Annotated in this window: 14 protein-coding genes and 1 tRNA gene; 13 read left to right on the plus strand and 2 right to left on the minus strand. The window is 74.8% G+C overall.

Going from position 1 to position 18,901, the window contains the following annotated elements; all coding sequences use genetic code 11:
- Positions 1 to 52 precede the first annotated feature (52 nt).
- The 11 genes from ACA361_RS16640 (at position 53) to metK (ending at position 12,902) form a co-directional block, all read left to right on the plus strand.
- A complete protein-coding gene (locus tag ACA361_RS16640) occupies positions 53 to 1,342 on the plus strand; it encodes a dihydroorotase (protein ID WP_375012873.1) in 1,290 nt (429 codons plus the stop codon).
- Positions 1,339 to 2,478: a glutamine-hydrolyzing carbamoyl-phosphate synthase small subunit gene (gene carA, locus ACA361_RS16645; RefSeq protein ID WP_375012874.1), complete on the plus strand. Its 1,140-nt coding sequence runs from the start codon at positions 1,339 to 1,341 to the stop codon at positions 2,476 to 2,478. Before ACA361_RS16640 ends, carA begins: the two co-directional genes overlap by 4 nt.
- Positions 2,478 to 5,807: a carbamoyl-phosphate synthase large subunit gene (gene carB / locus ACA361_RS16650; RefSeq protein ID WP_375012875.1), complete on the plus strand. Its 3,330-nt coding sequence runs from the start codon at positions 2,478 to 2,480 to the stop codon at positions 5,805 to 5,807. The genes carA and carB overlap by 1 nt, the downstream gene beginning before the upstream one ends.
- 50 nt (positions 5,808 to 5,857) lie before the next feature.
- Positions 5,858 to 6,745 (plus strand): dihydroorotate dehydrogenase electron transfer subunit, encoded by an 888-nt coding sequence (locus tag ACA361_RS16655; RefSeq protein ID WP_375012876.1) that lies wholly within the window; start codon positions 5,858 to 5,860, stop codon positions 6,743 to 6,745.
- Between the two features lie 22 nt (positions 6,746 to 6,767).
- On the plus strand, positions 6,768 to 7,799 hold the full coding sequence (locus tag ACA361_RS16660) for a dihydroorotate dehydrogenase (RefSeq protein ID WP_375012877.1): 1,032 nt from the start codon (positions 6,768 to 6,770) through the stop codon (positions 7,797 to 7,799).
- The gene (gene pyrF, locus ACA361_RS16665) at positions 7,796 to 8,506 is read left to right on the plus strand and encodes an orotidine-5'-phosphate decarboxylase (RefSeq protein ID WP_375012878.1); all 711 of its coding nucleotides are present in this window, start codon (positions 7,796 to 7,798) and stop codon (positions 8,504 to 8,506) included. Before ACA361_RS16660 ends, pyrF begins: the two co-directional genes overlap by 4 nt.
- 369 nt (positions 8,507 to 8,875) lie before the next feature.
- Positions 8,876 to 9,202, plus strand: coding sequence for an integration host factor, actinobacterial type (mihF, locus tag ACA361_RS16670; RefSeq protein WP_197011061.1), 327 nt, complete (start codon positions 8,876 to 8,878; stop codon positions 9,200 to 9,202).
- Positions 9,203 to 9,338: 136 nt separating this feature from the next.
- A complete protein-coding gene (gmk, locus tag ACA361_RS16675) occupies positions 9,339 to 9,887 on the plus strand; it encodes a guanylate kinase (RefSeq protein WP_375012879.1) in 549 nt (182 codons plus the stop codon).
- A gap of 44 nt (positions 9,888 to 9,931) precedes the next feature.
- Complete coding sequence (gene rpoZ / locus ACA361_RS16680) at positions 9,932 to 10,186, plus strand: DNA-directed RNA polymerase subunit omega (protein WP_026405772.1); 255 nt, start codon at positions 9,932 to 9,934, stop codon at positions 10,184 to 10,186.
- Positions 10,187 to 10,256: 70 nt separating this feature from the next.
- Positions 10,257 to 11,477, plus strand: coding sequence for a bifunctional phosphopantothenoylcysteine decarboxylase/phosphopantothenate--cysteine ligase CoaBC (gene coaBC / locus ACA361_RS16685; protein ID WP_375012880.1), 1,221 nt, complete (start codon positions 10,257 to 10,259; stop codon positions 11,475 to 11,477).
- 219 nt (positions 11,478 to 11,696) lie between these two features.
- Positions 11,697 to 12,902, plus strand: coding sequence for a methionine adenosyltransferase (gene metK, locus ACA361_RS16690; RefSeq protein WP_375012881.1), 1,206 nt, complete (start codon positions 11,697 to 11,699; stop codon positions 12,900 to 12,902).
- 74 nt (positions 12,903 to 12,976) lie between these two features.
- On the opposite strand, the gene ACA361_RS16695 is transcribed toward metK, so the two are convergent.
- Both ACA361_RS16695 and ACA361_RS16700 read right to left on the minus strand, forming a co-directional pair.
- Positions 12,977 to 13,048, minus strand: a tRNA-Arg gene (locus tag ACA361_RS16695).
- 13 nt (positions 13,049 to 13,061) lie between these two features.
- Positions 13,062 to 14,621, minus strand: coding sequence for an ankyrin repeat domain-containing protein (locus ACA361_RS16700; protein ID WP_375012882.1), 1,560 nt, complete (start codon positions 14,619 to 14,621; stop codon positions 13,062 to 13,064).
- Between the two features lie 279 nt (positions 14,622 to 14,900).
- Between ACA361_RS16700 and ACA361_RS16705 the strand changes: the two genes are divergently transcribed.
- The gene (locus ACA361_RS16705) at positions 14,901 to 16,979 is read left to right on the plus strand and encodes a primosomal protein N' (RefSeq protein ID WP_375012883.1); all 2,079 of its coding nucleotides are present in this window, start codon (positions 14,901 to 14,903) and stop codon (positions 16,977 to 16,979) included.
- 17 nt (positions 16,980 to 16,996) lie between these two features.
- Positions 16,997 to 18,859: a hypothetical protein gene (locus tag ACA361_RS16710; protein ID WP_375012884.1), complete on the plus strand. Its 1,863-nt coding sequence runs from the start codon at positions 16,997 to 16,999 to the stop codon at positions 18,857 to 18,859.
- Positions 18,860 to 18,901: the final 42 nt, after the last annotated feature.

Genomic DNA, 18,901 nt, shown 5'->3' on the forward strand with positions numbered 1-18,901 from the left:
AGGAGGGAAGGCGGCGCCGGAAGGCGCCCCGGAGGCGAGTGGGGTACACAGCGTGAACAAGAGCTACATCATCAAGGGTGCCCGGATCCTCGGCGGGGAGCCCGCCGACATCCTCGTCCGGGACGGCCAGATCGAGCGGATCGGGACCGGGCTCGACGAGGCCGGCGCGGAGGCCGTCGAGGCCGCCGGGCTGATCGCGCTGCCGGGGCTGGTCGACCTGCACACGCACCTGCGCGAGCCGGGCCGCGAGGACGCCGAGACCGTCGAGTCCGGCACCAAGGCGGCCGCGATGGGCGGCTACACGGCCGTCCACGCCATGGCCAACACCGACCCGGTCGCCGACACGGCGGGCGTGGTCGAGCAGGTGTGGCGGCTGGGGCGCGAGGCCGGGTACTGCGACGTCCAGCCGGTCGGCGCGGTCACCCGCGGCATCCGCGGCGAGCAGCTGGCCGAGCTGGGCGCGATGGCCGACTCGGCGGCCGGCGTGCGGGTGTTCTCCGACGACGGCCACTGCGTCTCCGACGCGGTGATCATGCGGCGGGCGCTGGAGTACGTGAAGGCGTTCGACGGCGTGGTCGCCCAGCACGCGCAGGAGCCGCGGCTGACCGAGGGCGCGCAGATGAACGAGGGCGAGATCTCCGCCCGGCTCGGCCTGGGCGGCTGGCCCGCCGTCGCCGAGGAGGCGATCATCGCCCGGGACGTGCTGCTCGCCCAGCACGTCGACTCCCGCCTGCACGTCTGCCACGTGTCCACGGCCGGCTCGGTGGAGATCATCCGCTGGGCCAAGAGCAAGGGCTGCCGGGTCACCGCCGAGGTCACCCCGCACCACCTGCTGCTGAACGACGCCTGCGCCGAGACCTACGACCCGATCTACAAGGTCAACCCGCCGCTGCGCACCGCCGACGACGTGACCGCGCTGCGGCACGCGCTCGCCGACGGCACGATCGACTGCGTGGCCACCGACCACGCGCCGCACCCGGTCGAGGCCAAGGAGACCGAGTGGGCCGTGGCCGCCATGGGGATGATCGGCCTGGAGACGGCGCTGCCCGTGGTGCAGGAGGCGATGGTCGAGACCGGGCTGCTGGACTGGGCCGGGGTCGCCGACCGGATGGCGTTCCGCCCGGCGCGGATCGGCCGGCTGTCCGGCCAGGGCCGCCCGCTGGAGGCCGGCGAGCCCGCCAACATCACGCTGTACGACCCGGCGCCGCGCCGCCCCGTGAACCCGCTGGGGATGACGTCCAAGAGCCGCAACACCCCGTACGTGGGGCTGGAGCTGCCGGGGCGGATCGTCGCCACGTTCCTGCGCGGCCGGCCCACCGTCCTGGAAGGGAAGCTTCAGTGAGCGCGCAAGATTCAGCACTCCTCGTCCTGGAGGACGGGCGGGTGTTCCGCGGTGCCGGGTACGGCGCCGAGGGGGAGACCTTCGGGGAGATGGTCTTCAACACCGGCATGACCGGGTACCAGGAGACGCTCACCGACCCGTCCTACGCCCGCCAGATCGTGGCGATGACCTCCCCGCACATCGGCAACACCGGAGTGAACGAGGACGACCCGGAGTCGCGGCGCATCCAGGTCGCCGGGTACGTGGTGCGCGAGCCCGCCCGGGTGGCGTCCAGCTGGCGGGCCACCGGCTCGCTGGGGGCGGCGCTGCGCGAGCAGGGCGTCGTGGGCATCGCGATCCCCGGCACCCGGGCGCTGACCCGGCACCTGCGCGACCGCGGCGCGATGCGCGCCGGGATCTTCAGCGGCGCCGCGGCCGCCGCGCCCGAGGCCGAGCTGGTCGAGCGGGTCAAGGCGAGCCCGTCGATGGAGGGCGCCGACCTGGCCCGCGACGTGTCCACGCCGGAGCCGTACGTCGTCCCGGCGATCGGCGAGAAGCGCTTCACCGTCGCGGCCGTCGACCTGGGCATCAAGTCGATGACGCCGCACCGGATGGCCGAGCGCGGCGTCGAGGTGCACGTGCTCCCGGCCACCAGCAGCGCCGAGGACATCCTGCGGCTGGACCCGGACGGGGTGTTCTTCTCCAACGGCCCCGGCGACCCGGCCGCCGCCACGTACGCGGTGGACGCCCTGCGCGGCGTCCTCGACGCCGGGAAGCCGTTCTTCGGCATCTGCTTCGGCAACCAGATCTTCGGGCGGGCGCTCGGCCTCGGCACGTACAAGCTGAGGTTCGGCCACCGCGGCATCAACCAGCCCGTCCAGGACCGCGGCACGGGCAGGGTGGACGTCTCCGCCCACAACCACGGCTTCGCCGTCGAGGCGCCGGTGGACGGCCCCTTCGACACGCCGTACGGTCCCGGCGAGGTCACCCACGTCAACCTGAACGACGGCTGCGTCGAGGGCCTGCGCCTGATCGACCGGCCCGCGTTCAGCGTCCAGTACCACCCGGAGGCCGCGGCCGGCCCGCACGACGCCTCCGGGCTGTTCGACCGCTTCTGCGAGCTGATGCAGGGGTCGCGGAAGGAGGTGGCCGAGTAATGCCGCGCCGCCAGGACATCGAGTCCGTACTGGTGATCGGCTCCGGGCCGATCGTGATCGGCCAGGCCGCCGAGTTCGACTACTCGGGCACCCAGGCGTGCCGGGTGCTCAAGGCCGAGGGCCTGCGGGTCACGCTGGTCAACAGCAACCCCGCCACGATCATGACCGACCCGGAGATGGCCGACGCCACCTACGTCGAGCCGATCACCCCCGAGGTGGTCGAGAAGATCATCGCCAAGGAGCGCCCGGACGCGCTGCTGCCCACGCTGGGCGGCCAGACCGCGCTCAACACCGCGATCGCGCTGTACGAGAGCGGCGTGCTGGAGAAGTACGGCGTCGAGCTGATCGGCGCCGACGTCGAGGCGATCCAGGCCGGCGAGAACCGCGAGCGGTTCAAGGAGGTCGTCGCCAAGGTCGCCCGCGAGCAGGGCCTGAACGCCGAGTCCGCCCGCTCCAGGATCTGCCACACCATGGACGAGGTCCTCGCCGCCGCCGGCGAGCTGGGCTACCCCGTCGTGGTGCGGCCCTCGTTCACCATGGGCGGCGCCGGCTCCGGCTTCGCCCACGACGAGGACGACCTGCGCCGCATCGCCGGCGCCGGGCTCGACGCGTCCCCGACCAGCGAGGTGCTCCTGGAGGAGTCCATCCTCGGCTGGAAGGAGTACGAGCTGGAGGTCATGCGGGACCGCAACGACAACGTGGTCATCGTGTGCTCCATCGAGAACCTCGACCCGATGGGCGTGCACACCGGCGACTCGATCACCGTCGCGCCCGCGCAGACCCTCACCGACCGCGAGTACCAGAACATGCGGGACGTCGCCATCGCGGTCATCCGCGAGGTCGGCGTCGACACCGGCGGCTGCAACATCCAGTTCGCCGTGCACCCCGGCACCGGCCGGATGATCGTCATCGAGATGAACCCGCGGGTGTCGCGGTCCTCCGCGCTGGCGTCCAAGGCCACCGGCTTCCCGATCGCCAAGATCGCGGCCCGGCTGGCGGTCGGCTACACCCTCGACGAGATCCCGAACGACATCACCGCCGAGACCCCCGCCTCGTTCGAGCCGACGCTCGACTACGTGGTGGTCAAGGTGCCGCGGTTCGCGTTCGAGAAGTTCCCCGGCGCCGACACCACGCTGACCACCCACATGAAGTCGGTCGGCGAGGCGATGGCCATCGGCCGCTGCTTCACCGAGGCGCTGCAGAAGGCGCTGCGGTCGCTGGAGCAGAAGGGCTCCTCGTTCTCCTGGGACGGCGAGCGCGGCGACCCGGCCGAGCTGCTGGCCGCGGCGGCCCGGCCCACCGACGGGCGGATCCGGGCCGTCCAGCGGGCGCTGTGGGCGGGCGCGACCGTCCAGGAGGCGTACGAGGCGACCCGCATCGACCCCTGGTTCCTGGACCAGATCGCCGCGATCAACGAGATCGCCGACGGGATCCGCACCGCCGACGACGCGCTCACCCGCGACAAGCTGCTGCGCGCCAAGCGGCACGGCTTCTCCGACGCCCAGATCGGGCAGCTGCGCAACCTGTCGGAGGAGGTCGTCCGCGAGCTGCGGCACGCGCTCGGCGTCCGCCCCGTCTACCTGACCGTCGACACCTGCGCCGCCGAGTTCGCCGCCCAGACCCCGTACCTCTACTCGTCCTACGACGAGGAGACCGAGGTGCCGCCGGGCGACCGGCCCAAGGTCATCATCCTGGGCTCCGGGCCCAACCGGATCGGCCAGGGCGTGGAGTTCGACTACTCCTGCGTGCACGCCTCGTTCACGCTGGCCGAGGCCGGCTACGAGACCGTGATGGTCAACTGCAACCCCGAGACCGTCTCCACCGACTACGACACCTCCGGCCGGCTCTACTTCGAGCCGCTCACCCTGGAGGACGTCCTGGAGGTGGTGCACGCCGAGCAGGCCACCGGCACCGTCGCGGGCGTGATCGTCCAGCTCGGCGGGCAGACCCCGCTGGGGCTGGCGCAGAAGCTCAAGGACGCCGGCGTCCCCATCGTCGGCACCTCCCCGGAGAGCATCCACCTCGCCGAGGAGCGCGGCGCGTTCGGCCGCGTCCTCGGCCGCGCCGGGCTGCTGGCGCCCAAGCACGGCACCGCGTCCTCGTTCGAGGAGGCCCGCGAGATCGCCGCCGAGATCGGCTACCCGGTCCTGGTGCGGCCCTCGTACGTGCTCGGCGGCCGCGGCATGGAGATCGTGTACGAGGACGCCACGCTGGAGTCGTACATGGCCAAGGCGACCGAGGCGAGCCCGGAGCACCCGGTGCTGGTCGACCGGTTCCTGGACGAGGCCATCGAGATCGACGTGGACGCCCTGTTCGACGGCGAGGAGCTCTACCTCGGCGGCGTGATGGAGCACATCGAGGAGGCCGGGATCCACTCCGGCGACTCGGCCTGCGCGCTCCCGCCGATCACCCTCGGCCACGACGACGTCCGCCGCATCCGCGAGTCCACCGAGGCCCTCGCCCGCGGCATCGGCGTGCGCGGCCTCATGAACGTCCAGTACGCGCTGTCGGCCGGCGTCCTGTACGTCCTGGAGGCCAACCCGCGCGCCTCGCGTACCGTGCCGTTCGTGTCCAAGGCCACCGCCGTGCCGCTGGCGAAGGCGGCCGCCCGCGTCATGCTCGGCGCCACCGTCGCGGAGCTGCGCGCCGAGGGCCTGCTGCCCGAGAGCGGCGACGGCGGCTCGCTGCCGCTGGACGCCCCGATCGCGGTCAAGGAGGCGGTGCTGCCGTTCGACCGGTTCCGCAACGCCCAGGGCCAGGGCGTCGACACGATCCTGAGCCCCGAGATGCGCTCGACCGGCGAGGTCATGGGCATCGACGAGGTCTTCGGCACCGCCTACGCCAAGTCGCAGCAGGCCGCCTACGGCGTGCTGCCGACCAAGGGCCGGGCGTTCGTGTCGGTCGCCAACCGGGACAAGCGGCACATGATCTTCCCGGTCAAGCGCCTCGCTGACCTGGGCTTTGAGATTCTTGCCACGGAGGGGACCGCCGAGGTCCTGCGGCGCAACGGCGTGCGTGCCAAGATCGTGCGCAAGCACAGCGAGGGACCCGGACCCGACGGCGAACCCACGATCGTGCGGCGCGTCCTCGACGGCGAGGTGGACCTCATCGTCAATACTCCGTTCGGCGGGCCCGGCCAGTCCGGGCCGCGGCTGGACGGCTACGAGATCCGCACGGCCGCCGTGCTGCGCGGCGTACCGTGCGTCACCACCGTCCAGGGACTCGCCGCCGCGGTGCAGGGCGTCGAGGCCATCGCGGGCGGCCACGTCGGCGTGCGGTCGCTGCAGGAGCACGCCGAGCGGCTGCGCGGCGCGCACGGCCGGGGGTAAGCCCGGCCGGGCACGACCGGGCCCCGTGCACGACGAGGAGAGGGAGACGGGTGTCCGACACACCGGTGCAGACGTCGGCAACCGTTCTGACGGTCCGCCAGGTGCAGGACTACCACGCGCTGACGCTGGTGGCCCCGGCGATCGCCGAGCGGTTCCGGCCGGGGCAGTTCGTGGCGCTGGCCGTGGGCGGTGAGCACACGGGCCGGCTGGTCCGCCGGTGTTTCGGGGTGTACGAGGTCAAGTCCGACTACGGCGGGACGGTCGAGCTGGTCTTCGCCGACCGCGAGCCGGGCACGGCCTGGCTCGCGGGCCGCCGCTCCCGCGACCAGCTCGACCTCGTCGGCCCGCTCGGCCGCCCGTTCCGCCTCCCCAGGGACCCCGTCAGCTGCCTGCTGGTCGGCGGCGGTCCCGGGGGAGCGGCCCTGTTCGCGCTGGCCGACACGCTGCGCCGCCGCGACTGCCAGGTCCACTTCGTCCTCGGCGGCCCGTCCGCGCGGCAGGTGTTCGGCTCCCGGATGGCCCAGCGCATCGGCGACTCCGCCACCGTCACCACCGAGGACGGCACGCTGGGGGAGGAGGCCGCGGTGCGCGACGTGCTGCCCCGCGTGATCCAGGAGACGGGCGCCGACGTCGTGTACGGCTGCGGCCCCACCGCCCTGCTCCGCTCGGTCACCCAGGTGGCCGGCGACTACGGCCTGCCGTCCCAGGTCTCGGTGGAGTCGTTCCTCCAGGAGACCGGCGCCTGCGGCATCGGCGTCTGCATGACCTGCATGCTCCCCATGCACGGCGACGACGGCGTCACCCGCATGGTGCGGGCCTGCGCCGACGGCCCGGTCCTGCGCGGCGACCGCGTCCGCTGGGGCGATCTCGGCACCATCCCGTTCGACGCCCTGGGCGCCCCCCGCGCCCTGAGCCTCACGGAAGGCGGCAACTCGTGAGCGGGCGAGCGGAGGCGAGGCGATGAGCACGGGTTCCCGGTTGGAGACGCGGCTGGGGGCGCTGGAGCTGCCCAATCCGGTGCTGACGGCCTCCGGGTGCGGCGGTACGGGGCGGGAGCTGGCGCAGTTCTTCGATCTCGACCGGCTGGGGGCGTTCGTCACCACGTCGGTGATGGCGCGGCCCCGCGCGGGGCGGCCCACGCCGCGGATGACCGAGACGCCCAGCGGCCTGCTGACCGCGATGGGGCTGCCCGGGCCGGGCATCGAGGGGTTCCTGGAGCGGGACCTGCCCTGGCTGGCCGAGCAGGGCGTCCGCACCGTCGTGTCGGTCGCCGGCGGCAGCGTCGAGGAGTTCGGCGAGCTGGCCCGGCGGCTGCGCGGCGCGTCCGGGATCGCCGCCATCGAGGTGAACGTGGCGTGCCCCAACGTCGAGGACCGCGGCCGCATGTTCGCCTGGCACCCCGGCGCCGCCGCGTCCGTCGTGCGGGCCGTGCGGGCGCACGCGCGTCCCGGCGTCCCCGTCCTCGCCAAGCTCGCCCCCGACGTCACCGACATCGTCACCATAGCGCTGGCCTGCGTGGACGCCGGCGCCGAGGGGCTCACACTGATCAACACCATGGAGGGGATGGCGATCGACACCGGCGCCGCCGGCCGGCCCGGCACCCTCCGGCCCGCCCTGTCCGGCGTCTCCGGCGGCCTGTCGGGCCCCGCGATCCGGCCGGTCGCCCTCCGTTGCGTCTACCAGGTGCACGCCGCGCTGCCCGACGTCCCGATCGTCGGGGTCGGCGGCGTCGCGACCGGCCTGGACGCCCTGGAGTTCGTCCTCGCCGGCGCGTCCGCCGTCGGGGTGGGCACCACCCTGTTCCACGACCCCACCGCCGTGCCGCGGATCCTGCGCGAGCTGGACGAGGCGCTGGCCGCCCGCCGGATCGGCCGGATCGGCGACGTGGTGGGGCTTGCCCACAAGCCGGCCGGGTACGTACCGCCCCAGGTGCGGCCCGAGCCGCCCGCCCCCGAGCCCGAGGCCGGGGAAGTGAAGGAGAAGACCTCGTGACCGCCGCACCCGCCCCCATCGCCGTCGCCCTGGACGCACCCGACCTGGAGACGGCCGCGCGCTGGGCCACCCTGGTCACGCCGCACGTCAGCACCGTCAAGGTCGGCCTGGAGCTCTACCTGCGGTACGGGCCGGACGTGGTCGCGAGCGTCCGCGGCGCCAGCCGCGTCCAGGTCTTCCTGGACCTCAAGCTGCACGACATCCCGGCCACCGTCGCGGGCGCCGCGCGCGCCGTGGCCCGGCTCAAGCCCGCCTACCTGACCGTGCACGCGGCCGGCGGCCCGGCGATGATCCGCGCCGCGGTGGAGGCCGCGCCGGCCACCAAGGTGGCGGCCGTGACCGTTCTCACCTCGCTCGACGACGCCGACCTCGCCGCGCTCGGCGTCGCCGGGCCCGCCTCCGACGCCGTCCGGCGGCTCGCGGCCCTCGCCGTGGACGCGGGCGCGCAGGCGCTCGTGTGCTCCCCGCAGGAGGCCGCGGCCGTCCGCGCGGAGGTCGGCCCCGGCATCACGCTCATCACCCCGGGCGTGCGGCCCGCGGGCGCCGACGTCCAGGATCAGGCCCGGGTGGCGACCCCCGAGCAGGCCCTCGCCGCGGGCGCCGACCTGCTCGTGATCGGCCGCCCGATCACCGGCGCCCCGGACCCGGGCGCCGCCGCGGCCGCCATCGCCACCGCGCTGCGCCGCACGTCCGCGGGCACCCCGTGAGCGCCCCGTAGAAGGGCTGTTCGAACTCCAGCATCGCCGCTTCCCGGCGCCCGTGCCGGAGATACGGCCCCGGCGTGATGAGCGTCACGTCTCGCCCCGTACCGGACGGTCCGGTGACCGGGGTGGCGAGTGACGCCATCGGGGCCCTGAAAGGCGATTTTTCACGATCATGCAAGAGCGCAGGAAGGGGGCGGGATGGTCGCGGAACGCGGTCGAGTTGGGTACACTCCGTATTCAGGACACTTCGAGGAGTGAATTTCGTGATTTTGTGGTGGGCTAAACGGCACTTCACGTTGCCTTATGGGGCGTGAACTCGCTAGTTTCCACCCTCGTCCGACTCCGTCGAGTGGAAACCTGAGGTGACCCGGCGTGGCTCTTCCGCCCCTAACCCCCGAACAGCGCGCCGCAGCCCTTGAGAAGGCTGCCAAGGCCCGCAAGGAGCGGGCCGAGGTTAAGAACCGGCTCAAGCACGGGGGACTCTCGCTTGCCGAGGTCCTCAAGGAGGGGCAGACCGACGACGTCATCGGGAAGATGAAGGTGTCGGCCCTCCTGGAATCGCTGCCCAGCGTGGGCAAGGTCCGTGCCAAGCAGATCATGGAGCGCCTGGGCATCGCCGAGTCCCGCCGCGTGCGGGGCCTCGGCGCCAACCAGCGCGCCTCCCTGGAGCGTGAGTTCGGCGGCGGTGGAAACCGCTGATCCGCGATTCACGGGCGGGCGCGGCGGTTCTTCCGCCGCGGCCGGCTCGGACGTACCCGAACCGGCCGGCACCATCCCGCCCCTCTCCGGCGCACCCATTCCTGCGCCGGACGGCTCCCCCCCGAAGGACTCGCTCATGCGGCGGCTGACGGTCCTGTCCGGACCGTCGGGCGTCGGCAAGAGCACGGTCGTCGCCGAGATCCGGCGGGCCCACCCCGAGGTGTGGCTGTCGGTCTCGGTGACCACCCGTGCCCCCCGACCGGGCGAGGCCGACGGGGTGCAGTACTTCTTCGTCGACGACGCCGGTTTCGACCGGCTCGTCGCCGAGGGAGAGCTCCTGGAATGGGCGGAGTTCGCGGGGAACCGCTACGGCACCCCGCGCCGCCCCGTGGAGGACCGGCTCGCCCGCGGCGAGCCGGTGCTCCTGGAGATCGACCTCCAGGGTGCCCGCCAGGTCCGCACGTCCGACCCGGCCGCCCTCCTGGTGTTCCTGGCCCCGCCCTCCTGGGAGGAACTGGTCCGCCGGCTGGTCGGCCGCGGCACCGAGCCCCCCGAGGTGATCGAGCGCCGGCTGGACGCCGCCCGCGTCGAGCTGGCCGCCGAGAAGGAGTTCGACGTCACGCTGGTCAACACGGCCGTGCAGGACGTGTGCCATGAGCTGCTAGCCTTGATGGCTGTTCGTTAATCAGAACGAGCGTCGAAGTCAAGTACCGAGTGGAAGGCCACGGAGTGGCAGCCAGCAGCGAAGGCATCACCAACCCGTCGATCGACGAGCTCCTCGAGGTCGTCGACACCAAGTACGGCCTCGTGAGCATCGCGGCCAAGCGCGCCCGGCAGATCAACGCCTACTACGCCCAGCTGGGCGAGGGCCTGCTGGAGTACGTCGGCCCGCTCGTCGAGACCCAGGTCCAGGAGAAGCCGCTGTCGATCGCGCTGCGCGAGACCCGCGAGGGCCTCCTCAACGCGGAGCCCATCGAAGGCTAGGACCGGCACGGAGCCCCCCGAGGGCGGGGAAGCCTGAATCAACCGAGCCTCGGGAAGGCGACCTGAAGCAATGAACTCCTCCCGGCCGCGGGTCGTTCTGGGTGTGGGCGCGGGGATCGCCGCGTACAAGGTGTGCGAGCTGCTGCGGCGGTTCACCGAGTCCGGGCATGACGTGCGGGTCGTTCCGACCGCGGACGCGCTGCGGTTCGTCGGGGAGCCGACGTGGGCGGCGCTGTCGGGGCATCCGGTCTCGCCCGAGGTGTGGGACGGCGTCGCCGAGGTGCCGCACGTGCGGCTCGGGCAGGGCGCCGACCTGGTGTTCGTGGCGCCCGCGACGGCCGACCTGCTGGCCAGGGCCGCGCACGGGCTCGCCGACGACCTGCTCACCAACACGCTGCTGACCGCGCGGTGCCCGGTGGTGTTCGCGCCCGCGATGCACACCGAGATGTGGGAGCACCCGGCCACCCAGGCGAACGTCGCGACGCTGCGGTCCCGCGGCGCGGTCGTGGTGGACCCGGCGTCCGGGCGGCTCACCGGCAGGGACACCGGCCCCGGGCGGCTGCCCGACCCGGCCGAGCTGTTCGAGGTGGCGCGGCACGTCCTCGCCCGCGGCGCGGACGGCCGCGACCTGGACGGCCGCCACGTGGTGGTGTCGGCCGGCGGCACGCGCGAGCCCCTCGACCCGGTGCGCTTCCTCGGCAACCGCTCGTCCGGCCTCCAGGGGTACGCCCTGGCGCGCACGGCGGCGGCGCGGGGCGCCCGGGTGACGCTCGTCTCGGCGAACGTGGCGCTGCCCGACCCGGCCGGCGCCGCGGTCGTGCGGGTGGGGTCGGCCGAGGAGATGCGCAAGGCCGTCCTGGAGGCGGCCGGCGCCGCCGACGCGGTCGTGATGGCCGCCGCGGTCGCCGACTTCCGGCCCGCGGACTACCGGGGCTCGAAGATCAAGAAGGCGCAGGGCGCGGAGCCCGAGCCGATCCGGCTGGTCAAGAACCCCGACATCCTCGCCGAGCTGGGCGCCCGGCCCCATCCGGGCCAGGTGATCGTGGGGTTCGCCGCCGAGACCGACGACGTGCTCGCCAACGGCCGCGAGAAGCTGGCCCGCAAGGGCTGCGACCTGCTCGTGGTCAACCAGGTCGGCGAGGAGCTGGGGTTCGGGCGGCCCGACAACGCCGCCGTCGTCCTGGGGGCCGACGGCTCGTCGACCGAGATCCCGCGGGGCGCCAAGGAGGCCCTCTCCGAGGCGGTCTGGGACCTGGTCGCGGCGCGGCTGGCGCCGCGGCCGCCGGACTGACCGGACGCCCCCCGGGGCTGCGCCGCGGGCAAAGGTTCGGTATACCTGTCGTCCGGGCCTTTCCCGATAGACTCGCGTGGAAATCCGCCGGGCGGGGGTCCGCCGCGCCAAGCGAAAACCGATAAAGGCCCGCGCGGGACAGCGCGTTTCCCGCCGGACCGACATCCACATGTCCGTTCTGCGACGTCAGTCAGCAGCCGCTGCAAGGAGTTCACGTACGTGTCTCGCCGCCTGTTCACCTCCGAGTCCGTCACCGAAGGGCATCCGGACAAGATTGCGGACCAGATCAGTGACGCGATCCTCGATGCGATGCTCAAGGACGACCCCAAGAGCCGGGTCGCCGTCGAGACCATGATCACCACCGGCCAGGTGCACGTGGCCGGCGAGGTGACGACCGAGACCTACGTGGACATCCCCCGGATCATCCGCGAGAAGATCCTCGAGATCGGCTACGACTCGTCCAAGAAGGGCTTCGACGGCCACTCCTGCGGCGTCTCGGTGTCGATCGGCGCGCAGTCGCCCGACATCGCGCAGGGCGTCGACGACGCCTACGAGACCCGCGACGGCGACGACCGCGACAAGCGGGGCGACGACCTGGACCGGCAGGGCGCCGGCGACCAGGGCCTGATGTTCGGGTACGCCACCAACGAGACCCCCGAGCTGATGCCGCTGCCGATCACGCTGGCGCACAAGCTGTCCCAGCGGCTGTCGCAGGTCCGCAAGGAGGGCAAGGTCCCCTACCTGCGCCCCGACGGCAAGACCCAGGTCACCATCGAGTACGACGGTGAGCGCGCGGTCCGCCTGGACACCGTGGTCGTGTCCACCCAGCACGCTCCGGACATCGACCTCAAGGAGCTGCTGACCCCGGACATCAAGGAGCACGTGGTCGACCCGGTGCTGGCCGGCCTGGACATCGACACCTCCGGCTACCGGCTGCTGGTCAACCCGACCGGGCGGTTCGAGATCGGCGGCCCGATGGGCGACGCCGGCCTCACCGGCCGGAAGATCATCGTCGACACGTACGGCGGCATGGCCCGGCACGGCGGCGGCGCGTTCTCCGGCAAGGACCCGTCCAAGGTCGACCGGTCCGCCGCGTACGCGATGCGCTGGGTGGCCAAGAACATCGTCGCTGCCGGCCTCGCCGACCGCGCCGAGGTGCAGGTCGCGTACGCGATCGGCAAGGCGCATCCGGTGGGCGTGTTCATCGAGACGTTCGGCACCGAGAAGGTCGCCGTCGAGCAGATCGAGAAGGCCGTGGACGAGGTCTTCGACCTGCGCCCGGCCGCGATCGTCCGCGACCTGGACCTGCTGCGGCCGATCTACTCGCAGACCGCCGCGTACGGCCACTTCGGCCGGTCGGAGCCGGACTTCTCCTGGGAGTCCACCGACCGCGCCCCCGACCTGGCCAAGGCCGCCGGTCTCTGATCGCGCGTGAGTGAAGGGCCCCGGGGCGCGCCCCCGGGGCCTTCGCACGTTCGGGGGCGCGGAGGTAGGGGCGGTGGGGCCGGCCGGAATCGAACCGGCGTCCTCCCGGATCGGAGCCGGGCGCGACGACCTCTGCGCTACGGCCCACCAGGCGGCACCCTACAGCGTCGCGAGGAACGCCAGATGCGCGCGTTCGGGGGCGCGCACCAGCTCCGCCAGGGGCGGCGCCGGGCCCGGTTCGGACGGGTCGTGCCAGCGGACGTGCGGGTCCGCGCCCGCGGCCAGCAGCGCCCTCACGGCCGTTTCGGCGGCGCCCCTCCGGACGGCGTGCGCCAGGGGCGTGTTGCCGTCGCCGTCGGGCGTGTCGACGTCCAGGCCGGCGTCCAGGACGCGGCGGAGCAGCGGGTCGGGGTCGAGGCGGTCCAGCAGGTGCAGGAGCGTGAGACCGTCCCCGCGGCGCGTGTGGGGGTCGTAACCGAGGTCCAGCATCCGCAGCACTCCCGCCGTGTCGCCGTGCCAGGCCCGGTCGAACAGGGCGCGCCGCTGCTCGCGGAACGGGGTGAGCAGCCGGCCCCGCCCGGACGTCCAGCTCTGCCGCACGGCGAAGCATCCCTGGACGGCCCCGCCGAGCGTTCCCAGGGCGACCTCGCGCCGCTGCTCGTCCTCACCGTGCCGGTGCGCGACCAGGACGCCGTTCCGCATGGAGACCTCGTGCCACTCGCCGCCGCACCGCACCCTGGCGGTGCGCGGCGGACGCGGTGGCGGAGGCCCCACGGGGCCGTCCGGGGCGGGCCTCCGGGGGAACAGCGCCTCCCGGACGAGAGGGTGCAGCTCCTCGGGGGTGAGCCGTCCCGCCCGCACGGCGTCGAGGTCCGGGAGCCTCCTCCAGTACGGCTCGGCGAGTTCGAGGTGGCCGTCGTGGCGGCCGGCGTTCTGGAGCAGGCGGGCCCGCATCGTCTCCCCGGGGCCGGGTTCCAGGTACAGGGACCAGAACTGCGGGCTGTCCCTGGAGACGAGGACGCGGGCGCCCGGCCGCCGGGCGCCCACCGCCCGCGCCTCCGGGACGAGGCGGTGGAGGGCGAGCGGGAACCGGCCGAGGAACGAGTGGTGCCAGGAGTGCCGGCGGTCCTCCTCCGCGATGACGAGGGCGATGCCGGCGGCCCGGAAGGCTTCGGCGATCTCGCCCCGCTCGTGCAGCAGCGTGATCCATTCCGCGCGGGCGGCCGGGTCGGCCGCGCCAGGGTCGGCGGCGGGCAGGCGGCGCGCGTCCCGCGGGGTGCCGTCGGGCTCGAAGAACGGCGCCCGGTCCGTCCCGCCGTGGCGGGCCAGGAGCTCGGCGGTGCGGCGCGCGTCCCAGAGGTGGCGCACCCCCGTCCAGTCGGACCGGACGCGATGCGCCGCCGAGGGGCCGAAGAACAGGCCGAGCCGCGGCCAGGCGCCGGTGCGGACCTGGAGGGAGGCGCCCCCGTGAACGGCCAGGACCAGGGTCTCCGGGATGCGTGCCGGTCCGTCGTCGCGGTACTCGTAGGTCTCCCCGGGCAGGTGCCAGCGGAGCAGGTCGGGGACGAGGTGGCGCAGGTCGTCCTCCAGCGCCGCCGCGACCGCGCCGCCGTACTCGCGGGCCACGCCGGGCAGGTCGAACGCGACGTCCACGCGGGCGGCGGCGCAGGCGCCCCGCCAGTCGCCGGCCAGCCGCCGTCCGGCCGCCTGCTCGATCATGTCGCGCGGGACCTCGTGGATCCGCGGCCGCGTCCACCATCCGGCGAGCCGCGGAGGGACGGGGGGACGTCCGGGCGTTCCCGGCCGGGGCGGCGGACTCACTGTGCACTCCGGGGGCGAGGTGGCGGGACGGGCCGGATTCGAACCGGCGTCTTCCTAGGTGACAGCCAGGCGCGACGACCTCTGCGCTACCGCCCGCCGGGCGGCACTCTAGCGGAAGATGATCCGCGGGGCCGCCGGGATTCCGCCGCTGTCGGCCTGATCTGGTAGGACGGGGGCGTGAGCGAGGGCGGGGAAGCGGAGCTGATACCGGGGCTGGGGGACGTCCCGCGCGCGCCCGCCAAGAACGACGGCACCAGGAAGGACGGCAAGAAGAGCAAGGGCGCCGCGAAGAAGGGGGCGCGGCGGCCGGCCGAGGCGCTGCCGGTGGCGCGCGTCGCCGTCGACATGTCGCTGCCGCACCTGGACCGGCCGTTCGACTACCTCGTCCCGGCGGAGCTGGCCGGGAAGGCCGTCCCGGGGTGCCGGGTGCGGGTGCGGTTCGCCGGGCAGCTCGTGGACGGGCTGGTGCTGGAACGCGCCGCCGAGAGCGACCACGAGGGCCGCCTGTCGTACCTGGAGCGGGTGACCTCGGCCGAGCCGGTCCTGAGCCCGGAGATCGCGGCGCTGGCCCGGGAGGTGGCCGACCGGTACGCGGGGACGCTCGCCGACGTGCTGCGCCTCGCCATCCCGCCGCGCCACGCCCGCGTGGAGGCCGAGGAGCCGCCGGAACGCCCCGCCGGGGACGCCGGAGCCGCCGGCGGGGGCTCCGGGGAGGGGCCGGGGCCGTGGGCGGAGTATCCGGCCGGGCCCTCGTTCCTGAAGGCGCTGGGGGAGGGGCGGGCGCCGCGCGCGGTGTGGACGGCCCTCCCGGGACCGGCGTGGCGGGCGGCGATCGCGCGGGCCGTCGCGGTCGCGCTCGCGAGCGGGCGCGGCGCGCTGGTCGTCATGGCCGACGGCCGGGACGTCGCGCGGATGGACGAGGCGCTGAAGGCCGAGCTGGGCGAGGGCCGTCACATCGCGCTGACGGCCGAGCTGGGCCCCGCCGAGCGCTACCGCCGCTGGCTGGCGGTCCGCCGCGGGACGGTCCGGGCGGCCGTCGGGACGCGGGCGGCGATGTTCGCCCCCGTCGAGGACCTCGGCCTGGTGGTGCTCTGGGACGACGGCGACGACGTGCACGCCGAGCCGCACGCCCCGTACCCGCATCCCCGCGAGGTGCTGGCGCTGCGCGCGCACCGGGCGCGGGCGGCCGCGCTGATCGGCGGGTTCACCCGGACGACCGAGGCCACGCAGCTGGTGGAGGCGGGGTGGGCGCACGCGCTGGCGGCCGAACGGGCGCGCGTCCGCGCCGTGATGCCGCGGGTCCGGCCCGCCGGGGACGACGCCGAGCTGGCCCGCGACGGCGCCGCGCGGACGGCCCGGCTGACGCATCTGGCGTTCCAGACGGCGCGGCAGGCCCTGGAGCACGGCCCGGTCCTGGTGCAGGTGCCGCGCCGCGGCTACCTGCCGGGGCTGGCGTGCGGGCGGTGCCGCACGCCGGCGCGGTGCGGCGCGTGCCAGGGGCCGCTGTCGATGACGTCCGCGCACGCCGCCCCCTACTGCCGCTGGTGCGGGCGCATCGCCGGGGACTGGAACTGCCCCGAGTGCGGGTTCCTCCACGTGCGGGCGGTGGTGGTGGGCGCGCGCCGTACGGCCGAGGAGCTGGGGCGCGCGTTCCCGGGCGTCCCGGTGCGGACCTCCGGGCGCGAGGCCGTCCTGGACCGGATCGACGACGAGCGCGCGCTCGTGGTGGCGACGCCGGGAGCGGAGCCCGCCGCCGAGCGCGGCGGCGGGTACGCGGCCGCGCTGCTGCTGGACGGCTGGGTGCTCCTGGGCCGCGCCGACCTGCGGGCGGGGGAGGAGACCCTGCGCCGCTGGATGAACGCCGCCGCCCTGGTGCGGCCGTCCGCGCCCGTGGTCGTGGCCGCGGACGGGGCGCTCGCGCCCGTGCAGGCGCTCGTCCGCTGGGACCCCGTCACCTACGCCGAGCGGGAGCTGGACGAGCGCCGCGAGGTGGGGTTCCCGCCGGCCGCCCGGATGGCGTCGCTGACGGGCACGCCCGCCGCCATCCGGGAGTTCCTGTCGGGCGCCCGGCTGCCGGAGGGCGCGGAGGTGCTCGGCCCCGTGCCGGCGGCGGACAAGGAGCGCGCGCTCGTCCGGGTGCCGCGCCCGGCCGGGCAGGCGCTGGCGAAGGCCCTGCGGGAGGCGCAGGGGGTGCGCAGCGCGCGCAAGGCGCCCGAGAGCGTACGTGTGCAGATCGACCCCCTGGAACTGATCTGACCATTAGGGTTTCCCGGGTGGCCGACAACTGGGTGGACACCATCGCCGGCGAGCTGGAGAGCTGGGCCGGGAAGCAGGACGGCGACCGGGTCGACGCCGGGGGCGTGCGGCTCCTGCTCGACCTCGCCCGGGAGGATCTGCGGCTCCCCGGGCCGGACGCGCTGACCCCCGGCGCGCTGCGCGAGCTGATGCTGGACGCGGTGCCCGAGTCCGTCGTCGCGGGGCCCGGCGAGGTGCCCGCGATGGTCGCCGCCGCCCGCCACCTGATCGCCTTCCTGCGCGACACCGGCGCGGCCGGGGCGCCGGCCGCGGCGGAGCTGGAGGCCGAGCTGGACCTGATCGTCCCGGAGTTCACCGAGGTCATCGCGGCGGTCGACGAGGAGGACCGGCAGGCGGCCGCGGAGCTGCTCACCGGGATGATGCGCGCCGAGGGCGTCCCGCTCGGCGACGAGGACGCGGTCGGCCGGTGGATCAGCGACTTCGAGGCGCTGCCGGACGAGGAGCGGTTCGCCCGCACCGACGAGTACCTGCGCGAGAGCGGCGACCGCGCCGTGCCGCCGGTGCGGCTCGCGCCCCGGGCCGAGCTGGCCGCCGCGGCGCGCGCGTCGGGGCTGGCCGCGCAGGCCCGCGCGCTGGTCTCCTGGCTGGGCGGGGGCCGGGCCGTCGACGAGTACGACGAGCCGCCCGCCGCCGACGCGCTGGCCGCGGTCGCGGCCATGGAGCTGCCGTCCCCGCGCCGCACCCCGGACGGCGAGGACGGCGGTGTCGAGTCGCTGGCGGACCTGCCCGAGCTGGACCGGCTGTGGTGGGCGGCCGTCGACGCCGAGGTGATCACCGTCGCCGACGGCGCCGCGGCGCCCGGCCCGGCCGCCGCCCGGCTCGACGGCGCCGGCGACGATGCGGAAGGCGCGGACGGCGCCGATGACGGGGCGGCGCTGGACGCCTGGCTGCGGCTGTTCGACGGCGTGGCGGTGCCCGAGCACGACCCGTCCGACGGCCTCGACCCGATCCGGCTCGTCCAGAACGAGCTCACCGGCGTCCTGATCCACCTGTACGAGCAGGACGCCCCGGCGCGCCCGGCCGAGCTGGCCGCCGCGCTCACCGGCCACGTCACCGAGGCGTACGAGGTCACCGACCCGCGCGGGCTGGCCGCCGCGATCGGGGAGGCGGTCGCCCTGGAGGTCGAGGACCTCGCCCGCTGGGGCGTCCTCGCGCCCGCCGGGGGCGACGGCATCGCCCTCACCCCGCTCGGCGTGTGGGGCGTGCGGGAGCTGCTGCTGGCCGACGGCTTCACCGCGCCCGTCGTCGGCGACCTCGCGGACGCGCCCGCCGCCGACCTGGTGGCGGGGCTGACCTGGCACCGGCAGGACACCGCCGACGAGGAGATCGACGGCTGGCTGGAGGGCCGGGACGCCCCGGCCGCCGCCCGCGACCTGCTGGCGGTCATGCGCGACGGCGGGCCCGGCGCCCGCAACCTCGCCGCCGCCGTCCTGCAGCGCGTCGGCCCGGCGGCCGAGGACGCCGTGCGGGAGGCGGCCGCCGACCGTCCCGTACGGCCGTACGCGCTGCTGTGGCTGCACCGCCTCCAGGGCCTGGACGGCACGCCCGACCTGGAACGCGACGACTTCCTGTGGCTGTTCGTCGACACCGTCGCCGGGATGCTGGAGACCGCCGAGCCCCGGGACGCGGTGGCGGCCGCCGTCGCCGACGCGCCGGCCGGCTCCGACCTGGCCGGGATGGTCGACGAGATGTGGCGCACCGGCCACCCTGGCGCCGGCGCGGTCCTGGAGGCCCTCGGCGACCACCACCCCGAGAAGGCGATCGCCAAGGCCGCCCGCACCGCCGCCTACAAGGCGCGTTCGGCGCGCTCGGGCGGCTGAGGAGACCCGCGCCCTTCGTACACTGGACGTCCGTCCCCGATC

The sequence above is a fragment of the Actinomadura sp. 21ATH genome (genome assembly GCF_041951345.1).
Lineage (GTDB): Bacteria > Actinomycetota > Actinomycetes > Streptosporangiales > Streptosporangiaceae > Spirillospora.

Bases quoted from the DNA above. Each gene is read 5' to 3' on its own strand.
- carB (WP_375012875.1), top strand. From the start codon at position 2,478: ATGCCGCGCCGCCAGGACATCGAGTCCGTACTGGTGATCGGCTCCGGG.
- ACA361_RS16660 (WP_375012877.1), top strand. From the start codon at position 6,768: ATGAGCACGGGTTCCCGGTTGGAGACGCGGCTGGGGGCGCTGGAGCTG.
- gmk (WP_375012879.1), top strand. From the start codon at position 9,339: ATGCGGCGGCTGACGGTCCTGTCCGGACCGTCGGGCGTCGGCAAGAGC.
- coaBC (WP_375012880.1), top strand. From the start codon at position 10,257: ATGAACTCCTCCCGGCCGCGGGTCGTTCTGGGTGTGGGCGCGGGGATC.
- ACA361_RS16700 (WP_375012882.1), bottom strand. From the start codon at position 14,621: ATGATCGAGCAGGCGGCCGGACGGCGGCTGGCCGGCGACTGGCGGGGC.